This window comes from Chondrinema litorale (assembly GCF_026250525.1).
Lineage (GTDB): Bacteria > Bacteroidota > Bacteroidia > Cytophagales > Flammeovirgaceae > Chondrinema > Chondrinema litorale.
In genome coordinates this window covers 147572-163845 of record NZ_CP111055.1, presented here as the reverse complement: position 1 = coordinate 163845, position 16274 = coordinate 147572, and the positions used below count along the sequence as shown (strand labels likewise).

Annotated in this window: 16 protein-coding genes; 5 read left to right on the top strand and 11 right to left on the bottom strand. The window is 32.0% G+C overall.

Features of this window, described 5'->3' with window-relative positions:
- Positions 1-88 precede the first annotated feature (88 nt).
- Positions 89-373 carry a hypothetical protein gene (locus OQ292_RS34490; RefSeq protein ID WP_284688687.1) on the bottom strand — a complete coding sequence of 95 codons (285 nt, stop codon included), beginning with the start codon at positions 371-373 and terminating at the stop codon, positions 89-91.
- Between the two features lie 290 nt (positions 374-663).
- Here OQ292_RS34490 and OQ292_RS34485 point away from each other — a divergent pair, with 290 nt between their 5' ends.
- Positions 664-1623, top strand: coding sequence for a YHYH protein (locus OQ292_RS34485; protein WP_284688686.1), 960 nt, complete (start codon positions 664-666; stop codon positions 1621-1623).
- Positions 1624-1740: 117 nt separating this feature from the next.
- On the opposite strand, the gene OQ292_RS34480 is transcribed toward OQ292_RS34485, so the two are convergent.
- The 10 genes from OQ292_RS34480 to OQ292_RS34435 form a co-directional block, all read right to left on the bottom strand.
- Positions 1741-2160, bottom strand: a complete 420-nt coding sequence (locus OQ292_RS34480) for a carboxymuconolactone decarboxylase family protein (RefSeq protein WP_284688685.1) — start codon at positions 2158-2160, stop codon at positions 1741-1743.
- 85 nt (positions 2161-2245) lie between these two features.
- Positions 2246-2635 (bottom strand): PAS domain S-box protein, encoded by a 390-nt coding sequence (locus OQ292_RS34475; protein ID WP_284688684.1) that lies wholly within the window; start codon positions 2633-2635, stop codon positions 2246-2248.
- A gap of 136 nt (positions 2636-2771) precedes the next feature.
- A complete protein-coding gene (locus tag OQ292_RS34470; protein ID WP_284688683.1) occupies positions 2772-3074 on the bottom strand; it encodes a hypothetical protein in 303 nt (100 codons plus the stop codon).
- Positions 3075-3138: 64 nt separating this feature from the next.
- Positions 3139-3744 carry a toxin-antitoxin system YwqK family antitoxin gene (locus OQ292_RS34465; RefSeq protein WP_284688682.1) on the bottom strand — a complete coding sequence of 202 codons (606 nt, stop codon included), beginning with the start codon at positions 3742-3744 and terminating at the stop codon, positions 3139-3141.
- Between the two features lie 289 nt (positions 3745-4033).
- Complete coding sequence (locus tag OQ292_RS34460) at positions 4034-4804, bottom strand: YHYH protein (RefSeq protein WP_284688681.1); 771 nt, start codon at positions 4802-4804, stop codon at positions 4034-4036.
- Positions 4805-4859: 55 nt separating this feature from the next.
- Entirely contained in the window at positions 4860-5474 is a 615-nt protein-coding gene (locus tag OQ292_RS34455; RefSeq protein WP_284688680.1) for a DUF6702 family protein, read from the bottom strand.
- A gap of 8 nt (positions 5475-5482) precedes the next feature.
- On the bottom strand, positions 5483-6463 hold the full coding sequence (locus OQ292_RS34450; RefSeq protein WP_284688679.1) for a YHYH protein: 981 nt from the start codon (positions 6461-6463) through the stop codon (positions 5483-5485).
- A gap of 154 nt (positions 6464-6617) precedes the next feature.
- The gene (locus OQ292_RS34445) at positions 6618-7058 is read right to left on the bottom strand and encodes a hypothetical protein (protein ID WP_284688678.1); all 441 of its coding nucleotides are present in this window, start codon (positions 7056-7058) and stop codon (positions 6618-6620) included.
- Positions 7048-7335, bottom strand: a complete 288-nt coding sequence (locus OQ292_RS34440) for a hypothetical protein (RefSeq protein WP_284688677.1) — start codon at positions 7333-7335, stop codon at positions 7048-7050. Before OQ292_RS34440 ends, OQ292_RS34445 begins: the two co-directional genes overlap by 11 nt.
- A gap of 9 nt (positions 7336-7344) precedes the next feature.
- On the bottom strand, positions 7345-7947 hold the full coding sequence (locus OQ292_RS34435; protein WP_284688676.1) for an RNA polymerase sigma factor: 603 nt from the start codon (positions 7945-7947) through the stop codon (positions 7345-7347).
- A gap of 1030 nt (positions 7948-8977) precedes the next feature.
- Here OQ292_RS34435 and OQ292_RS34430 point away from each other — a divergent pair.
- The 4 genes from OQ292_RS34430 to OQ292_RS34415 all read left to right on the top strand — a co-directional run bounded on the left by OQ292_RS34430 (position 8978) and on the right by OQ292_RS34415 (position 16264).
- Positions 8978-12010 (top strand): SusC/RagA family TonB-linked outer membrane protein, encoded by a 3033-nt coding sequence (locus OQ292_RS34430; RefSeq protein ID WP_284688675.1) that lies wholly within the window; start codon positions 8978-8980, stop codon positions 12008-12010.
- Between the two features lie 11 nt (positions 12011-12021).
- Positions 12022-13554, top strand: coding sequence for a RagB/SusD family nutrient uptake outer membrane protein (locus OQ292_RS34425; protein WP_284688674.1), 1533 nt, complete (start codon positions 12022-12024; stop codon positions 13552-13554).
- An 89-nt stretch (positions 13555-13643) separates the two neighbouring features.
- Positions 13644-15890, top strand: a complete 2247-nt coding sequence (locus tag OQ292_RS34420; protein ID WP_284688673.1) for a heparinase II/III domain-containing protein — start codon at positions 13644-13646, stop codon at positions 15888-15890.
- Between the two features lie 2 nt (positions 15891-15892).
- Positions 15893-16264, top strand: a complete 372-nt coding sequence (locus OQ292_RS34415) for a cupin domain-containing protein (protein ID WP_284688672.1) — start codon at positions 15893-15895, stop codon at positions 16262-16264.
- Positions 16265-16274 lie beyond the last annotated feature (10 nt).

The following is a 16274-nucleotide window of genomic DNA, read 5'->3' as shown; positions in this document are numbered from 1 at the left end:
GATTTCCAAATAAAATCATATAATAAATTATTGAACTGCATCCTTTTTTAAAAAAAGAATTGTTTGGGGTATAATGAATTCTATTATTTTAGTAATTATTTTCTTCATAAAGATTATAGTTTATAATCATGTTGTTGTAAGCTTTTTTTGTAAAGTCATTACTTTGAGTGGAATAATTTAAGATTATAAAGGTGTTTATAAAAAGAATAATTAACAAAGATGTTATAAAAGCAATCCTTTTCCAGATTATTATTTGATGTATTCTAGGCTTAATAATTATTTTTTGTTGAATTTCACCAAAAATATATTTTGGAGGCTCTGCCTTTTTAATTCCCTTTAAACTATTTAATATTTCATGTTTCCAAGTTTCCATTACATTTTAGACGATATAATATTATTATTCCTTCGTTTAGGAAAAATTACGTTCATTTTTTCTCAAAAAAATAGGTGTTAGCATGAGATAAGTAAAATTAAAGCAAGTTAGTGTTTTTGGAAACTATATAGGCTGTAAAATAAATTGTTTTTCTAATTAAAGAATTCATTAAAATATATTTGATATTATTTATCCTAGGAGGTTAATGGAATAAAATTGCCGAATTTTTCTAATTAAGAAGGAATTATTTTAATTGTACGTCTAAAAATTTAAACTACAATATTTTAGATATGTTGAAATTCAATATTAAAATTATTCCATTGTTACTGTTCGTTATTTTAATCTCATCAAATAAATGTAATGATCATAATTTAAGAGATACGAGTATTGAGACTATATTAGATGTAGATCCTAACTTTTTTCTTGAAGGTACCACTGTAACTACAGTAACGTGTACTCTTTTAGATGGTACAAAAACAAAGTGTTATCAGATTATAGCTGGTATCCCATCAGACCATGAAATGGGACCCTGGTGTCCTGATAATATTTCTGATGGAGAAGAATCTGGTGGAATTTGGTTAGAAAATGGAAAAGTTTATGATGTAGATGGAGCATTTATAAAAAACTTGTCCACATTTTATAATGACAATACATGGTTGATGTACGATTCTAATGGTAAGGTTTATAAAACTCAAACTGAAGAGGATTGTATCAATGCAGCTAGCCCACATGTTGGAGAAGAATACAAAAATTATTGTGTTGAGTGTATTCCTGATTATATTTCTGAGCTTACACATGCTTGGATAATTCCTGTAAAGCCAATGAAATTGACTAACCCTTTTAGGTTTGTACATAGAGGACCAGGAGATTTTGGACCTACATTAAGAGGCATTGCATTTAATGGTGTTGAGTTTTCAGCTTCTGCACCATTAGATGATATTCTAGGAGCTTATACCATTGCCCCATTTGATGATGCAGGAGGTCATATTAACGTGCATCAAGGTTATCATTATCATGCAGCAACAGGTGTTTCCACAAAAATTACTCAAAGTGATGGTCATGCTGCTATGATTGGCTATGCTATGGATGGACATGGTATGTATGAGCAGCTAAATGAAGATGGAATTGAGCCTGAAGATCTAGATGAATGTCGAGGACATTATGATGATATTAGAGGATATCACTACCATGTTGATGCACCTGGGTCAAATAATTTTATTGACTGTCTTTATGGAACCTACATTATTTAGTATAAACAATGGAAAAAATTTTAATATTTATTAAAGCTAGATATATTATTACTTGTATGTTTCCATTACACATCAACTAAGTATTTTGATCTCAATAATTATTTTTAAAGACTAAACTTAATTATAGATTGTTTTTTTTGCTAGGCCAAGAATGATTTCAAATACTTGCCTAAGATTGAAGCCTGCATTCAAAAATGCTTTAATTTCATTACTATTAATTTCACCTCTATTTCTGACTATCAATAAGGTCAAAGTTCTTACTGCTTCTAGCTTCTTAGAAGGTAATTCTGTTTCATTTCGTAATGCATAGGTTATCGCATTGTCTATATTCATTGCTTTAGGGATAGTATTATGTGTTGATATTCTATTATGATAGCTATGCTCTATCATCAGTGTTATCCAAATGACAGTTAATTCATTGATATTAAAAGAAGAATATATAAATAGTTTATGGAGGTTTTGATATGCTTTTAATAGATCAGGTGCTGATTCTTGCGAATGGATCTTTAATAAATTAATTAAATTTGAGTCATTCATAATTATAAGAGTTAGACAAGTAGTGATGCTTTTAAGCATTTAGTAGTTTAACAGATTTATACCGTAATATTTGCTTAGTTAACCTTCAATTTTCAACTTGTTCCATAAAGATTACTCTATGCGGCAAATTAAAAGCTTCAGTATATACTGCTGTCAAGTTGACTGTTAAACTCTTTTTATTTTTCGTAATTACTGTCCACATTCTTGTAGCATTTTCTTTTGAAATTAAGAAATCTTCGTACATTTCTTTCATCAATTCTTTAGCTGGCTCTGGTACAACTATTGTAAAATGTTTTCCTAATAGATCTTGTTTAGAGTAAAGATATATACTTAGGTATTTATCATTCACAGAAGTGTAAACTCCATTAAAATTTGTAATACAAACTGCGTAAATACTTGTATTTATAATTAAATCAACTTCTTCTGGCGCTCTTTCTAGCTGTATAACGATAGATCTAATATGTTGTAAATCCATTTATAAAAATAGTTTTAGGTAGAATAATTCGTAGAGTTTGTAGCTAAATCTTAATAATTTTAGGAAACGAAAAAATCCCTCTAACAAATTGTAGGGGATTTAATAGGTAAGAAAAAATATTAATTCACCAAACTGATTATTGTCTTTGCCCACCTCTTTGAGGTGTTGGCGTATTTTTTAATTCAGTTTCTGAAAGAAAACCATCATTATTAGTATCAATATTTGAAAAGTCGTTTGCAATAGGTCCTTTCGCTTCACTTTTAGCAAGTTTGCCATCTTTATTGGAATCCATTTCTGATAATAGTTGTGAAACACTTGGTTGTCTTCCTTGAGGACCTGATTTTTTTTTATTATTTACACTAGGCTGTTTGTTTTGAGATACACACGCAAACATTATTAAAACCAATGCTGTATAAGCTATATTTTTTAATATTTTCATTATGTTATTTAACTTTGTTTTTATATGTAACACATAAAGTAATTCCTCGAATGAAATGCGAAAATCAATTTTTGTTTACTTTTATGGCGGTTTTGCTTGCTTGGGAAATAACTTTTTCATTGTATAATTCATAGCAAGTTTTAGATTTTTGAAGGCCATATCGAATACCATTTTTTACTATAAAATTTCTATATAGGCTTCTGTTCTGACGCCATGCTTGTTGTAAACCTTCTAACTTATCGTTTTTATAGGAATATGAGTAAGCTAGGTCACCGGTTGAATACCAATTTCTTTGTATGCCTTCTTTTTTCTGGTCGAAATAATTATATTCAAATTTCAAGTTTCCCGTATTTTCCCAAAATCCAAGGTGTCTTCCTGTTGCTAATCCATTTCGGTAAGATCGAACCTCATAAGGTGAACCACTGGCATAAAAACTTCTGTATATTCCATGAAGTTGGCCATTCAACACTGAACTATAAGTTTTTATAGAGTAGCCTTTGAGAACTTTATAAACAATGCCAGAATATGGCTTATTTCTCAATAGGTACTTCCCATTAACATAAGTCAATTCAGTATTTGAGAATGCAATGGTATCATGTGGAATTGCACTTATATCTACAGTAAAATCTAGTTGAACAGATCCTGTTTGACGGGTAGTACAACTCAACATTAATAAAAAATATAAAAGACTTAATGTCTTTATATTAAAACTATTGTAGCTAATCATACTATCACAAAAATAATTATTAAGATAACCAATAGAGCCTTACAATTTACCAATAGTATTACTGATGACTGTTTTTGATCCAATGCATATGTTACCATTATTTTCTGTCTAATTTTCCAAACTGTTATTTGAATTATTACCAGTATTTCTATCAATTATATCTTATCAGAACTGCTCTTCAGAAGCACTATTAAACTGAAATAGTTAACTTCTTTCTTATTGGACTAATTATTTATTGCATAAAAGTACCTTTGGTTCCGTGATAAGCACCAGATTTAATGACATATAAACCTGATGTAGAGTAAATGTCATTACTTACATGATAATGATAAATACTTTCTGAAAAGTCATAAGTTACTCTTTCATGCCCACCATTTTCATCTAAGTCATCTGGATAGGTGCCGTCCATATCTTTACGGCCATAAATAGGGAACCCATCTCTAAGAAAACCAATTAAATTAGAATCATCAACAGTTAGATAAGTGCCTTCACAATGATAATGGTAATCTTCATTGGGTCCAGGATGTGCACCTGAAGCATCAAAAGTACTCCAAGCATTTTCTTGTAATAAACCACCTCCTTCATAATCATTGTAGAGTGGTACACCGTTTAGTGCCATACCTACAGGTCCTAGTTCAGTTTGTTCTTTATTATTAGCTTCTTCGGGGTAAATAGGAATTGTCATAACATAATTCCATGAAATCATAGTGGTATTCATGTTCGCATGGTTAGTACCTGGGAATTCTTCATACATTTCATGTCCTTCGCCCCAGTAAGGCGTTTTATGATCTGGTAATCCAGTACTTCTAATTAAAATATTATTGTCATTTATTTCCACACTTACGCCATCAGTATATTCATTTTTAAAATAAGTTAGCACTACGTTAGAAATATCTACAGTGCTTCCACTTGAAGAATTGTCATCCATTATTTCATCTGGAAAATCATTGTTTTGACATGCAAATAGACATATAAGAGCAATTGACAAAAGTATTTTTCTCATAATTGGTTGTTTTTTTATCAAACATCAAATGTTAATTAAGTCTTAGGAAATATGCTCAGTTTTCTGTAGCTGTAGCTGAATATGAATATATACCAATCACGATTAAAACTGCCAGTGAAAACAAAATAAACCAAATGTCATTTTTCGGAGACTCTTCCATTATAAATTGGTGATCTATTAATGAGACACTGATTTGAAAATCGTTTTTTTTGTTTAAAACAGATCTAGTCCTATCAAACTCTTCTTTGATTATACTGAAGATTGTCTGACTATTATAAATATTTTGAAAGCTATTATTTTTGACAAATATCTCTTCTGTAATTCCATCATTAGCTTTAGCTAAATCAAATACAATTGTTGTAGAGTGTCCTAACTGAACCCTTCCATTCTTTAGTGGTACATTTTTATCGTTGATCTTAATGGTTATTTGTTCTTTTAGATGTTTTAAAAGTAATTGATTAAACTCTTCTGTTGAGTTGTATGAATCTTTCCCATATTCATTTTTCACTTCATATTCGAATGCTGTAATGGAAGCATTTAGTTGAAGCATCCAAAGTTCTGGATCTTTTTCAATAAGAATAAATGAAGATATATTTGGTTGATGTGCTTTTGTGGTAACAGCTGATAACGATAAAAAGATTGTAAACAGAACCATTATACTCTTTTTCATATGATTATTTAGTTTACATATGCTCCATAAAGACAGTCAATAAAATTATTTGACCCAGGTGCATCAACATGGTAGTGATATCCTCTAATATCATCATAATGTCCTCGACATTCATCTAGATCTTCAGGCTCAATTCCATCTTCATTTAGCTGTTCATATATACCATGTCCATCCATAGCATAGCCAATCATAGCAGCATGACCATCACTTTGAGTAATTTTTGTCGAAACACCTGTTGCTGCATGATAATGATAACCTTGATGCACATTAATATGTCCTCCTGCATCATCAAATGGGGCAATGGTATAGGCTCCTAGAATATCATCTACTGGTGCAGATGCTGAAAATTCGACTCCATTAAAGGCAATTCCTCTAATAGACGGACCAGAAACCATTGGGCTTACTCCAGCAAAGCTCGTAGAGGTTGATAATTTTTTTGGTGAAGTAGGAATTAACCATGTACGTGTAAGTTCAGAGATATAATCTGGAATACATTCCACACAAAAGTTTTTGTATTCCTCTCCAACATTAGGGTTTGCAGCATTAATACAATCCTCTTCTGTTTCTGTTACATAAATATTTCCATCATCATCATACATCAACCACGTATCATCATTATAAAAACTTGCTAGATTTTCAATAAATGCACCATCTATGTTATAAACCTCTCCGTTTTCTAACCAAATTCCACCAGATTCTTCTCCATCAGATATATTATTTGGACACCAGGGTCCCATTTCATGGTCTGAAGGAGTACTAGCAACAATTTCATAACAGGTTGTAGTTGTTCCGTCCGAAAGAGTACAATCAACAACAGTAACTGTTGTACTATTTAGAAATAAATCAGGATCAAGATCTATGATCGTACCAAATTCTGTGTCATTTGTAGAATCATCAATATTAACCTCGTCATCATTATCACAGCTATTAAAGATTAATAGAAATACTGATATTGTTAGGAGAGTTATAATTGAGCGAATTTCATGCATCTGTTAATAGATTTTATGTTTTGTTTCATTTTAGTAGACGTAAACTAAGATTGATTCCCTCGTACCATCAGATATATTAATAAGAAAGTCCAGTTTAGTAGACTTTAAATTTTATTATTAATGATACTTACAAAGTATTTAGGTTTTCTGTACACTACTTTCTTTTAGAGCCAGTTAAAACTGGTACTATTCGGTCGACAACTTTGTCAAAATTGGCAAGCTGTGTCTCATTACAGATTGCTTTAAGTTCTTCAAAATGATTATATGTGACCATTATTTTACTTTTTTCTAGATCCAGTATTTTTTGAAGTGTTGCTTCTTTTTCACTATGATCTGTTGAAGAAAGCTGTTCAAATATCAAACTTACAAGTTCGACTTCTTGATTTTTAAGGTTTCTGATTGTGTCACTATGAGTTTTTGCCATTTCCTCAAACATCTCTTTTTGCATTTCTGTAAATGCTAACTCATTACTAATTTCATTTAACAATCTATTTTGATGAATTGTGGATTTTGGTCTGTAAATAAATACGAATACTAATATTATGTTCACAACTATCAGAATAAAAAAACCTATTTTATACATATTATTTTTCATGGTTATACAAGTTAAAATCATTAATAATATGTAGATAATTACCAGTCTTTATTGTGGAAGTATTTTCTAATATAAAATAATTTGAAACAACCAATACATTTGAGCATATTATTAGAGCAATAACAGCTGCAACTTTCAGCCAACTATATTTGGCTTGTTTTTTACTCTGATAAACCAGTCGATTTTGAATCTTAGAAAAACCTTCATAGGGAGCCTTCACTTTTTGAATGCCCTCTAGGCTATTCATGATCTCTTTAATACGTTTTTCTTGTTTCATATACTTTTTTTATTTTGACGTATTTTTTTTTGATTTTCCTCGTGATGGAAAATGTTTTTCCAATTCCTTTCTAAGGTTAGATTTAGCTCGTTGAACCAAAGACTCTACAGCCTTTTGACTTTGATTCATGATATCAGCTACTTCTTTTTGTGGAAGCTGCTCAATCTGTGTAAGGATATATGCTGTTTTTTGATTTTCTGAAAGCTTGCCAATAGCTTTAAAAAGTAATCTAGCATTTTCTTTATTTTCTAATTTAACCCCAGGATGAACAAAATCTATTGTATCATGGGTAATCCCAACGGAATCTTTTTTATAAATCGAGTATAGGAGACTATATCTTTTTTTACTTGTCTTTTTTCTAAGAAAATCGAGCGATTTATTTATGGCAATACGATAGATCCATGTACTTACAGATGAGTTAAATTGAAAGTTTGAAGCAGTATAATAGATGGTTACAAATACATCTTGTAAAAGTTCCTCAGCATCCTCAGCATTTTTAGTATAACTGATCAGGGTATTGTAAACCCGATCACAATAATGATTGTAAAGCTTTCCTAAGCTTACTTCATTACCCTTAGCTATTTCCTCTATACAACTTTTTTCGTCAATCATAGCCTTACTTCTCGAGATAATAATACTTTAATCAGTTTTGATTAAATATGATAGTTAAGAGTAATTATTATGGGAAATTAGAAAGCAAACGAACCTGTTAAAGATGATTTTCTATTAATGATTATGTTGACAATACCATTGTTTTTGTAAAAATGAGTAAGCTACAAAAACAGTTAATGCATATATTAACTTTCCCAGTTGTATCTATCATTTAAGATTTATCTGATTATGCTATTAGACGCCAACTTTTTATAATTCCTGCGGGTAGGTTGAAAATAAGTATTATTTACTAAAATACTATGTGAATTGCTGTTACAAAAGTACTAACAGGAATCTACTTTTAAATCATTAGCCTAATTGTGTATATACAATATATTTTTTTTCAGCACTTTTTACTTTTTCAAAGCAAAATAGCTATTTCTAATTTATTTAATACAATTAAATATTGGAATATTTATATAAATAAATATTAATTATGTTTTGTTTTGAAAAAACATCTTGTGCTCTTTTGGAATTTAAATAATATCTCTAAATTGGTCAACCAATTATTGGTTCGCTAATTACTGTATTAATAAGGAATTATCTCATGGGTTTATTAAAAAACTATAGCGAAAACGAAAAAAAATTTGAGTAAATAATAAAACAAATTAGAGAGTTTATTTTTAGTACTCATTTAAAAAGTAGCAATAAGCTCGTCCATAATTGGTCTCTTAGTAAGAGATTTGGAGTATGTATGCTTTTGTAATATGTATATAATTCAGCTTTTACAAAGTATTATATATAATGTACTATTGTCGCAGATTAAGAAATTTCTTTAATAGAGAAATCAATTGTTGATTGATATTTTAAAATAAAAACTGATGAAAAATTAATTAATAAAAAGAAATTGGATTAATAATGTAAATCCACTTATTAGATGTTTTAACAAACTGTATTATGAAATATACAGTGAATAATCTTTTAGAAAGATTAGAAAATATCAAAGTTAATCCAAGCCACTAATTATCACCTTCTAAATAAAATATGGAAAATGAAAAAAGCTTTTACCAAAGCATTATTGGTAGCTAGCATGCTGCTAATAATTGTGTCATCTAGGTTATTGGCACAAGACGAACAAATAATTAAAGGAAATATAATTGATGAATCTAAAGATCCTTTGCCGGGAGTATCTGTAATTATAAAGGGCACGACCAAAGGTACTGTCACAGATTTTGACGGAAACTACTCTATTAATGCCAATTCAGGGGATATATTGATTTTTTCGTATATAGGTTATACATCACAAGAAATAACAGTTGATTCAAAAACTGATATTGATATTCTTATGAAGGTCAATGTAGAGCAATTGACAGAAGTTGTTGTAGTTGGCTACGGAAGTGTCAAAAAAAGTGATGTAACTGGAGCTGTATCTTCTGTGAAATCTAAAGAGTTAACGGCATTTCCTGTATTAAGTGCGGAACAAGCTCTTCAAGGACGAGCAACTGGTGTAGTTGTTCAATCTAATAATGGGGGTGAACCAGGAGCGCCCATTAGCATTAAAATTAGGGGTAACACTTCTATCTTGGCAAGCAGTGATCCACTTATAGTAGTAGATGGTTTTGTTGGTGCAACTATGCCCCAGCAAAATGATATTCAATCAATAGAAGTTTTAAAGGATGCATCAGCAACAGCTATCTATGGCTCTAGAGGTTCAAATGGTGTTATCATGGTAACTACTAAAAAAGGTCAAAGTGGTGAATTATCTTTTGAGTTAAACTCTACTTATTCAGCTCAAAATACTGCAAATAGGTTAGACTTGTTAAATGCAGATGAATTTGCAGCTTTTCAGCAATCATTTAATCCAAGTTATGTCCAAGGGTCTGCAGACACAGATTGGCAAGATTTATTGTATAGAACAGGAGCAACTCAAAATCATCAATTTTCTTTTTCAGGCGGACGTAATAATATCAACTTTTATGCTTCAGCTAATTATTTTAATCAAAAAGGAGTTATCATTAATTCAGATTTTGACAGACTATCTTTCCTATCAAATGTTGATGCACAGGTTAGCGATAAATTAAAATTGGGTATCAATCTTTATGGTAGAAGAGATACAAAAAATGGAGTGCCTACTCAATCTACTGGTGAAACTGCAAATGGTGGTGGAGATGATGTAATTTCATTAATGTTTAGGTTTATGCCAGATTTACCTATCCAAGATGAAAATGGTATAAATACCACCAGTACAGTTGGCGATAATATTGATAATCCTTATGCAGTTGCGACTGAGGCTATTAATGAAACTAAAGTAGATAATAACAGGGCAAACCTATATGCCAATTACGATATTTTAGAAAACCTTACGTTTAAAAGTACATTTGGTTTTAGTACTCAAAACACGACACTTGGTGTATTTAGACCTTCAACATTAGTAATTACAGCTGGAGGTGGTACTGGTGGCTTTGCAACTATAGATAATTCTAGAAATACCACAATATTGAGCGAGAATTACTTGACTTATACGAAAGTTTTTGAGAGAAGTAGTTTAAGTTTATTAGCAGGTTATTCTTATCAAAAGTCAACTACAGAAAGTTTTTCAGCTGGTGCAGCTGGATTTACAAGTAATAGTTTTTCATATCGAAATTTGGCTGGTGGTTCACTTGTTTATTTACCTAGTTCATCATTCTCAGAGACTGAAATTCAATCTCAGTTTACCAGAGTTAATTTTGAATTACATGATAAATATCTCTTAACAGCCACTGTTAGAAGAGATGGTGCATCAAACTTCTCTGAAAATGAAAAGTACGCAATCTTTCCTTCTGCTGCTATAGGTTGGAAAATTTCAAATGAAAACTTTTTAAAGGATAATGATAAAATTTCAAATTTAAAACTAAGAGTAAGCTACGGAGTTACAGGTAATCAAGCAATTGGTGCTTATGAGTCTTTGGCTCGTTTTAATACGATATTTACCTCAATTAATGGAGGTATAGTAAATGCTGTTGTACCTGATCAAGCTGCAAACTCAAACCTTAAATGGGAATCGTCTTACCAAGCAAATTTCGGTTTGGATTTAGGTTTGTTTGATGATAGAGTTTCTCTTGCATTAAACTACTATAATATTGATACTAAAGATCTTCTTATGAATGATCAAAGTCAAGCAGAGTATTTAGGTTTTCAAACACTTGCTAGTGTACGGAACGTAGGTGAAATTAATAACAAAGGGGTTGAGGTTTCGCTAAGCACTGTTAATATTTCTAATAAAGATTTCAGGTGGACTACAGATTTTAATTGGTCAACTAATAAAAATAAGGTGGTATCATTAGTGGGTGATACCGATTTGCTACTCGATGCATCTCCAGGATATTTTAGTGTAGCTAGTACTCATATTCTAAGAGAAGGAGAATCTGTGGGGGTTTTTTGGGGATATGATTATCAAGGTGTTTACCAAGGAGGATCAATTCCAGAAGGAACAGCTACTTTAGCAGCATTTTCTGATCCTGGTGACCCACTGTTTACTGATGTAGATGGTAGTGGTAGTATTGATACTGATGATTATAAAATAATTGGAGATCCAACTCCAGATTTCACATTTGGTATAAATAATAGCTTTTCTTATAAAAATTTCGACTTGAATATATTTATTCAAGGAACTCAGGGAGGTGATGTTTTTAATCTGACGAATGTACAATTGTTCAATGGTGATGGCAATGCAACAAAAGAAATTTTAAATGCATGGACACCAGAAAATACAGATACAGACATCCCACGAGCCATAGGTTCAAGAGGAAGGGAAATATCTTCTCGCTTTGTAGAAGATGGTAGTTATGTAAGACTTAAGAATATAGGATTAGCCTATACATTACCATCAAGTATGGTTGAAAAAATTGGTTGTGATAATGTAAGGCTTTCTGTGAGTGCACAAAACTTAATAACAATAACAAATTATTCTGGTCTAGATCCAGAAGTAAGTTACTTCGGTAGTGGTGGTGAAAATACTGGATCTAGTAATACTACTAATGGATTTGATTTTGGCAACTATCCAACTATTAAATCAGTGACATTTAGCCTCAATTTAATGTTTTAAACAAAGTAAATATGAATATATATAAATTTTTGCTTGTGTTGATGTTAGGATTATCATCAATAACTGCATGTTCAGATTTAGAAGAAGAGCCGATAGGATTATTAGCCCCTGAAAGTTTTTTTACATCACTAGATGATGTGCAAGCAGCAACAAATGGTGCTTTTGGTCATATGCTTCATAGAAACTTTATGTCTAGAGAGTTATCGATGGCAATTATGTTACGTAGTGACATGGTAGATTTTAATCCAACAGGTACACAATCAGAAAGAATTCAGATGAATGACTTAGAAACACTTGCTGATAATGCCATGCAAGAAAGATTTTGGCCTCAAATATATCTAATCATTGGTGCTGCTAATGAAGCAATTGCAGGCGCTGAATATGTTGATGCAGACCAGGATTCCAAAAACGCAATAGTAGCGCAAGCTTATTTTGCTAGAGCATTTGCCTATTTCCATCTTGTAAGATTATATGGAGATATTCCTTATCTAGATGAGCCAGTAACAGATTTAGAAGCTGCGGGTAGTATGAGTAAATCACCAGTAGCAAAAGTATATGAGAATATCATTGAAGATTTAGAGTTTGCAAAAACATATTTGCCAGCTACTCAAGTAGCTAGGTCTATACCAGCAAAGTCAGCAGCAAGTGCTTATTTAGCTTTAGCATATTTAACGATGGGTGATTACCAGAATGCTTATACTGAAGCTAAAGAGATTATTGATAATGCTGGGACTTATAATTTAGCTTTAGAGCCAGACTTTCAAGACTTATATGATGCTTCACTTATAGATAATTCTTTAGAGCCAATATTTGTGTTAGACTTTATTGGACAATCTGACGGAGATCAGGGGAGAGATTATTTAGGAGCATTTACAGGAATTAGAGCTGATGAGCAATATGGTACAGGAGGAGGGTGGTCTGTCTTAGTTCCTACACTTGAAGTATTTAATAATTGGGATAGTAGAGATTATAGAAAGGCAGTTAGTTTTGATACAACAGCTATTTTCAATGGAGTAGTAGAGTCTTATACAAACTTTGCACCCTACCACAGTACTGGAATAAATCGTCCTCACATTGCTAAATATGTACGTGGAACAGGATCTACCAATGAAGGAAATGGTAGGCTATCGAATAGTAATTATTTAATGATGCGCTACGCAGAAGTATTGCTAATTGCTGCTGAAGCAGCAGTAGAAATAGGAAATAATGAATCTGCTTTAACTTATGTAAATATGGTAAGAGCTCGAGCTAGAAATGCTGCAGGAGCAGGTGATACTAATTATCCTCCAAGTAGCTATCCTGAAGATATTACGGGAACAGTTACTGTGGATGAGGTTTTAGAAGAGCGTAGACTTGAGTTGGCATTCGAAGGCAAAAGATGGTATGATATAGTTAGAAGACAACTAGGAGATGAAGTGTTTAGTGCATCTGGCTTTGAAGGAGAAAAAGTCAATTGGAATTCAGGAACAGATTATTTATTGCCATTACCAGCGGATGAATTATCTAGGAACCCAAACTTATTACCTCAAAATCCTGGATATTAATAAACTCTGGAAAGTCCTCTATGAGTTTGGTGGAGGGCTTTTCAATCATATTTGATCAGGATTAATATTAATATGCAATAAACAAACAAATGAAGAGATTATCACCCATATTAATAGTATTCATATTCTTGGCCTGTAATGAAAAGGTAAATAAGGATTCTATAAAAGAACATCCAAATTTAATTTTAACTATTAAAGCGGTAAATTCAATGCGTGCCAGTCTTGGGGAAATTTCTCTTTTTGACCAGTCAGTAGAGGAAATTCGTGCTCAAGTTGATGCTGAGATTGAATTTGGAATTGAGGTTCCTATTCCTAAAGATTTAGCAGGAGGTTATACTCATGAAAGACATAAAACTAACTTTTTTACAATGCAAAAGGCTGGTGTACTTTTTCAAATCACAGCAGAGGAAAAGTATGCAATCTATATCCGAGATATGCTTTTAAAATATGCAGAAATGTGGCCAACTATCGGTAAACATCCAGCAGAGAAATCATATGCACGTGGTAAGCTATTTTGGCAATGCTTGAATGATGCCAACTGGTTGGTTTATACCAGTCAAGGATATGATTGTATTTACGATTGGCTTGATGGGCAAACAAGAGAGAAGTTAAATAAAGAATTATTCCGACCATATGCAGAATATATATCTGTCGAAAATCCTCAATTCTTTAATCGTATTCATAATCACAGTACTTGGGGAAATGCTGCTGTAGGAATGATTGGTTTAGTTATAGGTGATAAAGAACTGGTAAACTGGTCTCTTTATGGATTGGATATTGAAGTACCGGGAGATATTGTAAAAGATAATGATGGTGGTACTATACAAATAGATGGTCAAAAAGAGGCTGGATTCCTTGCCCAAATTGATCACTCATTTTCACCTGATGGGTATTATACTGAGGGACCTTATTATCAACGATATGCAATATATCCATTTCTTGTTTTTGCACAAGGGTTAGCTAATAAGATGCCTGAACTCGATATCCTAAATTATAGAAATGGTCTTTTACTAAAAGCTGTTGGTGCTTTAATTAATCAAACAAATTCTAAAGGAGAATTCTTTCCTATAAATGATGCACAAAAAGGAATGTCCTTGGCGTCTAGAGAACTTGTATATGCTGTAAGTATGGCATACTACTACGGAGGAAATGATACAGGATTACTTTCTATAATAAAAGGACAAAACAGAGTTCCCTTAAACGATTCTGGTCTTGCTGCTGCAAAAGCAATTGAAGAAGGAAAAGCAAAGAAGTATGTGTATAAAAGCATAGAGCTCTCAGATGGAGCATCTGGTAATGAAGGAGGTATTGGAATTCTACGTTCTGATGATTTGACTTTGGTTATGAAATATGCCAAGCATGGTATGGGACATGGCCACTTTGATAGGTTGGGCTTTTTACTTTATGATGAGACGGGTGAAGTAATTCAGGACTATGGGTCTGCACGTTGGGTAAATATTGAACATAAAGATGGTGGTGGATACTTAAAAGAAAATCATAGCTGGGCTAAAGAAACTATAGCACACAACACCTTAGTGATAAATAAAGATTCTCATTTTAATGGCAATGTAAAGGAAGCAGATAAAACTTCGGGAACTCCATATTATTTTACAGTTGATAGTCAAGTTCAAATAGTAAGTGCACAAGAAATAAATGCATATAAAAATATAGAAATGCAGCGTACTATGGCTATGGTGGGTATTAAGGAGTTAGAAAAGCCTCTAGTAATAGATTTATTTTCAGTACAAGCTCCAGAAGGTTCAAGATATGATTTACCACTATACTATATCGGTGAATTTATGTCTTCAAACCAGAAGTTTAAAGCGAACAATAATCTTATTCCAATGGGAAAAGAGTCAGGATACCAGCATTTATGGGCAGAAGCTCAAGTAGATGTTAATGGAGGTATTTATAATATGACGTGGTTTAATAAGAAGAAATTTTATTCTGTTACTTCCACTATTGAATCAGGAGATACAATGATTTTGGCTAGGATTGGAGCCAACGATCCTAATTTTAATCTTCGAAGAGACCCTAGTGTTATTCATAGGAGAACTGCTGGCAATACACTTTTTGCTAATCTTTATGAAATACATGGGGGCTATGATTATTCTTCTGAGCGTCCATTGAATTTATTCTCATCAATTGCCAATTTGAAAGTGATCTACCAATCATCAGAGTTTGTTGTGATTCAATTTCAATTAAAGAGTGGAGAGGAATATCAGTTTTCCTTTTCATTGAAGGATAATAATGAGACAAATATGCATTCAGTTGAGTCGTCAACTGGAAAAGTAGAATGGCAGGGGACTTATGATTTTAAAACTATAAATAATTAAAAATGGAAAGAAGCAGTATAAAATACATTCTAACTGAAGAAATGGATTGGGAAGTATTAGGTGGAGGAGTATCTCGTAAAATACTTGGTTGGGATAATCAAATTATGATGGTACAGGTTAAGTTTGAAAAAGGGGCAGAGGGCTCTCCTCATCAACACTTTCATACTCAAGCTACTTATTGTGTTTCTGGTAAGTTTGAGTTTATAATCAATGGTATAAAGCAAATTGTGAAAGCAGGAGATGGCGTTTATATAGAGCCAAACTTATTACATAGTGCAATTTGTCTTGAAGAAGGAATACTGATTGATACCTTTAGCCCAGTACGTGAAGATTTCCTAGATGGCTCAGGGGTTTCATACTTCAGTAAAAAGTGAAAAAATAAAA

Excerpts from the sequence above, each read along its gene's own strand:
- OQ292_RS34475 (WP_284688684.1), bottom strand. The coding sequence starts at position 2,635 with ATGGATTTACAACATATTAGATCTATCGTTATACAGCTAGAAAGAGCG.
- OQ292_RS34415 (WP_284688672.1), top strand. The coding sequence starts at position 15,893 with ATGGAAAGAAGCAGTATAAAATACATTCTAACTGAAGAAATGGATTGG.
- OQ292_RS34485 (WP_284688686.1), top strand. The coding sequence starts at position 664 with ATGTTGAAATTCAATATTAAAATTATTCCATTGTTACTGTTCGTTATT.
- OQ292_RS34435 (WP_284688676.1), bottom strand. The coding sequence starts at position 7,947 with ATGATTGACGAAAAAAGTTGTATAGAGGAAATAGCTAAGGGTAATGAA.
- OQ292_RS34470 (WP_284688683.1), bottom strand. The coding sequence starts at position 3,074 with ATGAAAATATTAAAAAATATAGCTTATACAGCATTGGTTTTAATAATG.
- OQ292_RS34455 (WP_284688680.1), bottom strand. The coding sequence starts at position 5,474 with ATGAAAAAGAGTATAATGGTTCTGTTTACAATCTTTTTATCGTTATCA.
- OQ292_RS34430 (WP_284688675.1), top strand. The coding sequence starts at position 8,978 with ATGAAAAAAGCTTTTACCAAAGCATTATTGGTAGCTAGCATGCTGCTA.
- OQ292_RS34450 (WP_284688679.1), bottom strand. The coding sequence starts at position 6,463 with ATGCATGAAATTCGCTCAATTATAACTCTCCTAACAATATCAGTATTT.
- OQ292_RS34460 (WP_284688681.1), bottom strand. The coding sequence starts at position 4,804 with ATGAGAAAAATACTTTTGTCAATTGCTCTTATATGTCTATTTGCATGT.
- OQ292_RS34445 (WP_284688678.1), bottom strand. The coding sequence starts at position 7,058 with ATGAAAAATAATATGTATAAAATAGGTTTTTTTATTCTGATAGTTGTG.
- OQ292_RS34420 (WP_284688673.1), top strand. The coding sequence starts at position 13,644 with ATGAAGAGATTATCACCCATATTAATAGTATTCATATTCTTGGCCTGT.
- OQ292_RS34465 (WP_284688682.1), bottom strand. The coding sequence starts at position 3,744 with ATGTTGAGTTGTACTACCCGTCAAACAGGATCTGTTCAACTAGATTTT.
- OQ292_RS34440 (WP_284688677.1), bottom strand. The coding sequence starts at position 7,335 with ATGAAACAAGAAAAACGTATTAAAGAGATCATGAATAGCCTAGAGGGC.
- OQ292_RS34425 (WP_284688674.1), top strand. The coding sequence starts at position 12,022 with ATGAATATATATAAATTTTTGCTTGTGTTGATGTTAGGATTATCATCA.
- OQ292_RS34480 (WP_284688685.1), bottom strand. The coding sequence starts at position 2,160 with ATGAATGACTCAAATTTAATTAATTTATTAAAGATCCATTCGCAAGAA.
- OQ292_RS34490 (WP_284688687.1), bottom strand. The coding sequence starts at position 373 with ATGGAAACTTGGAAACATGAAATATTAAATAGTTTAAAGGGAATTAAA.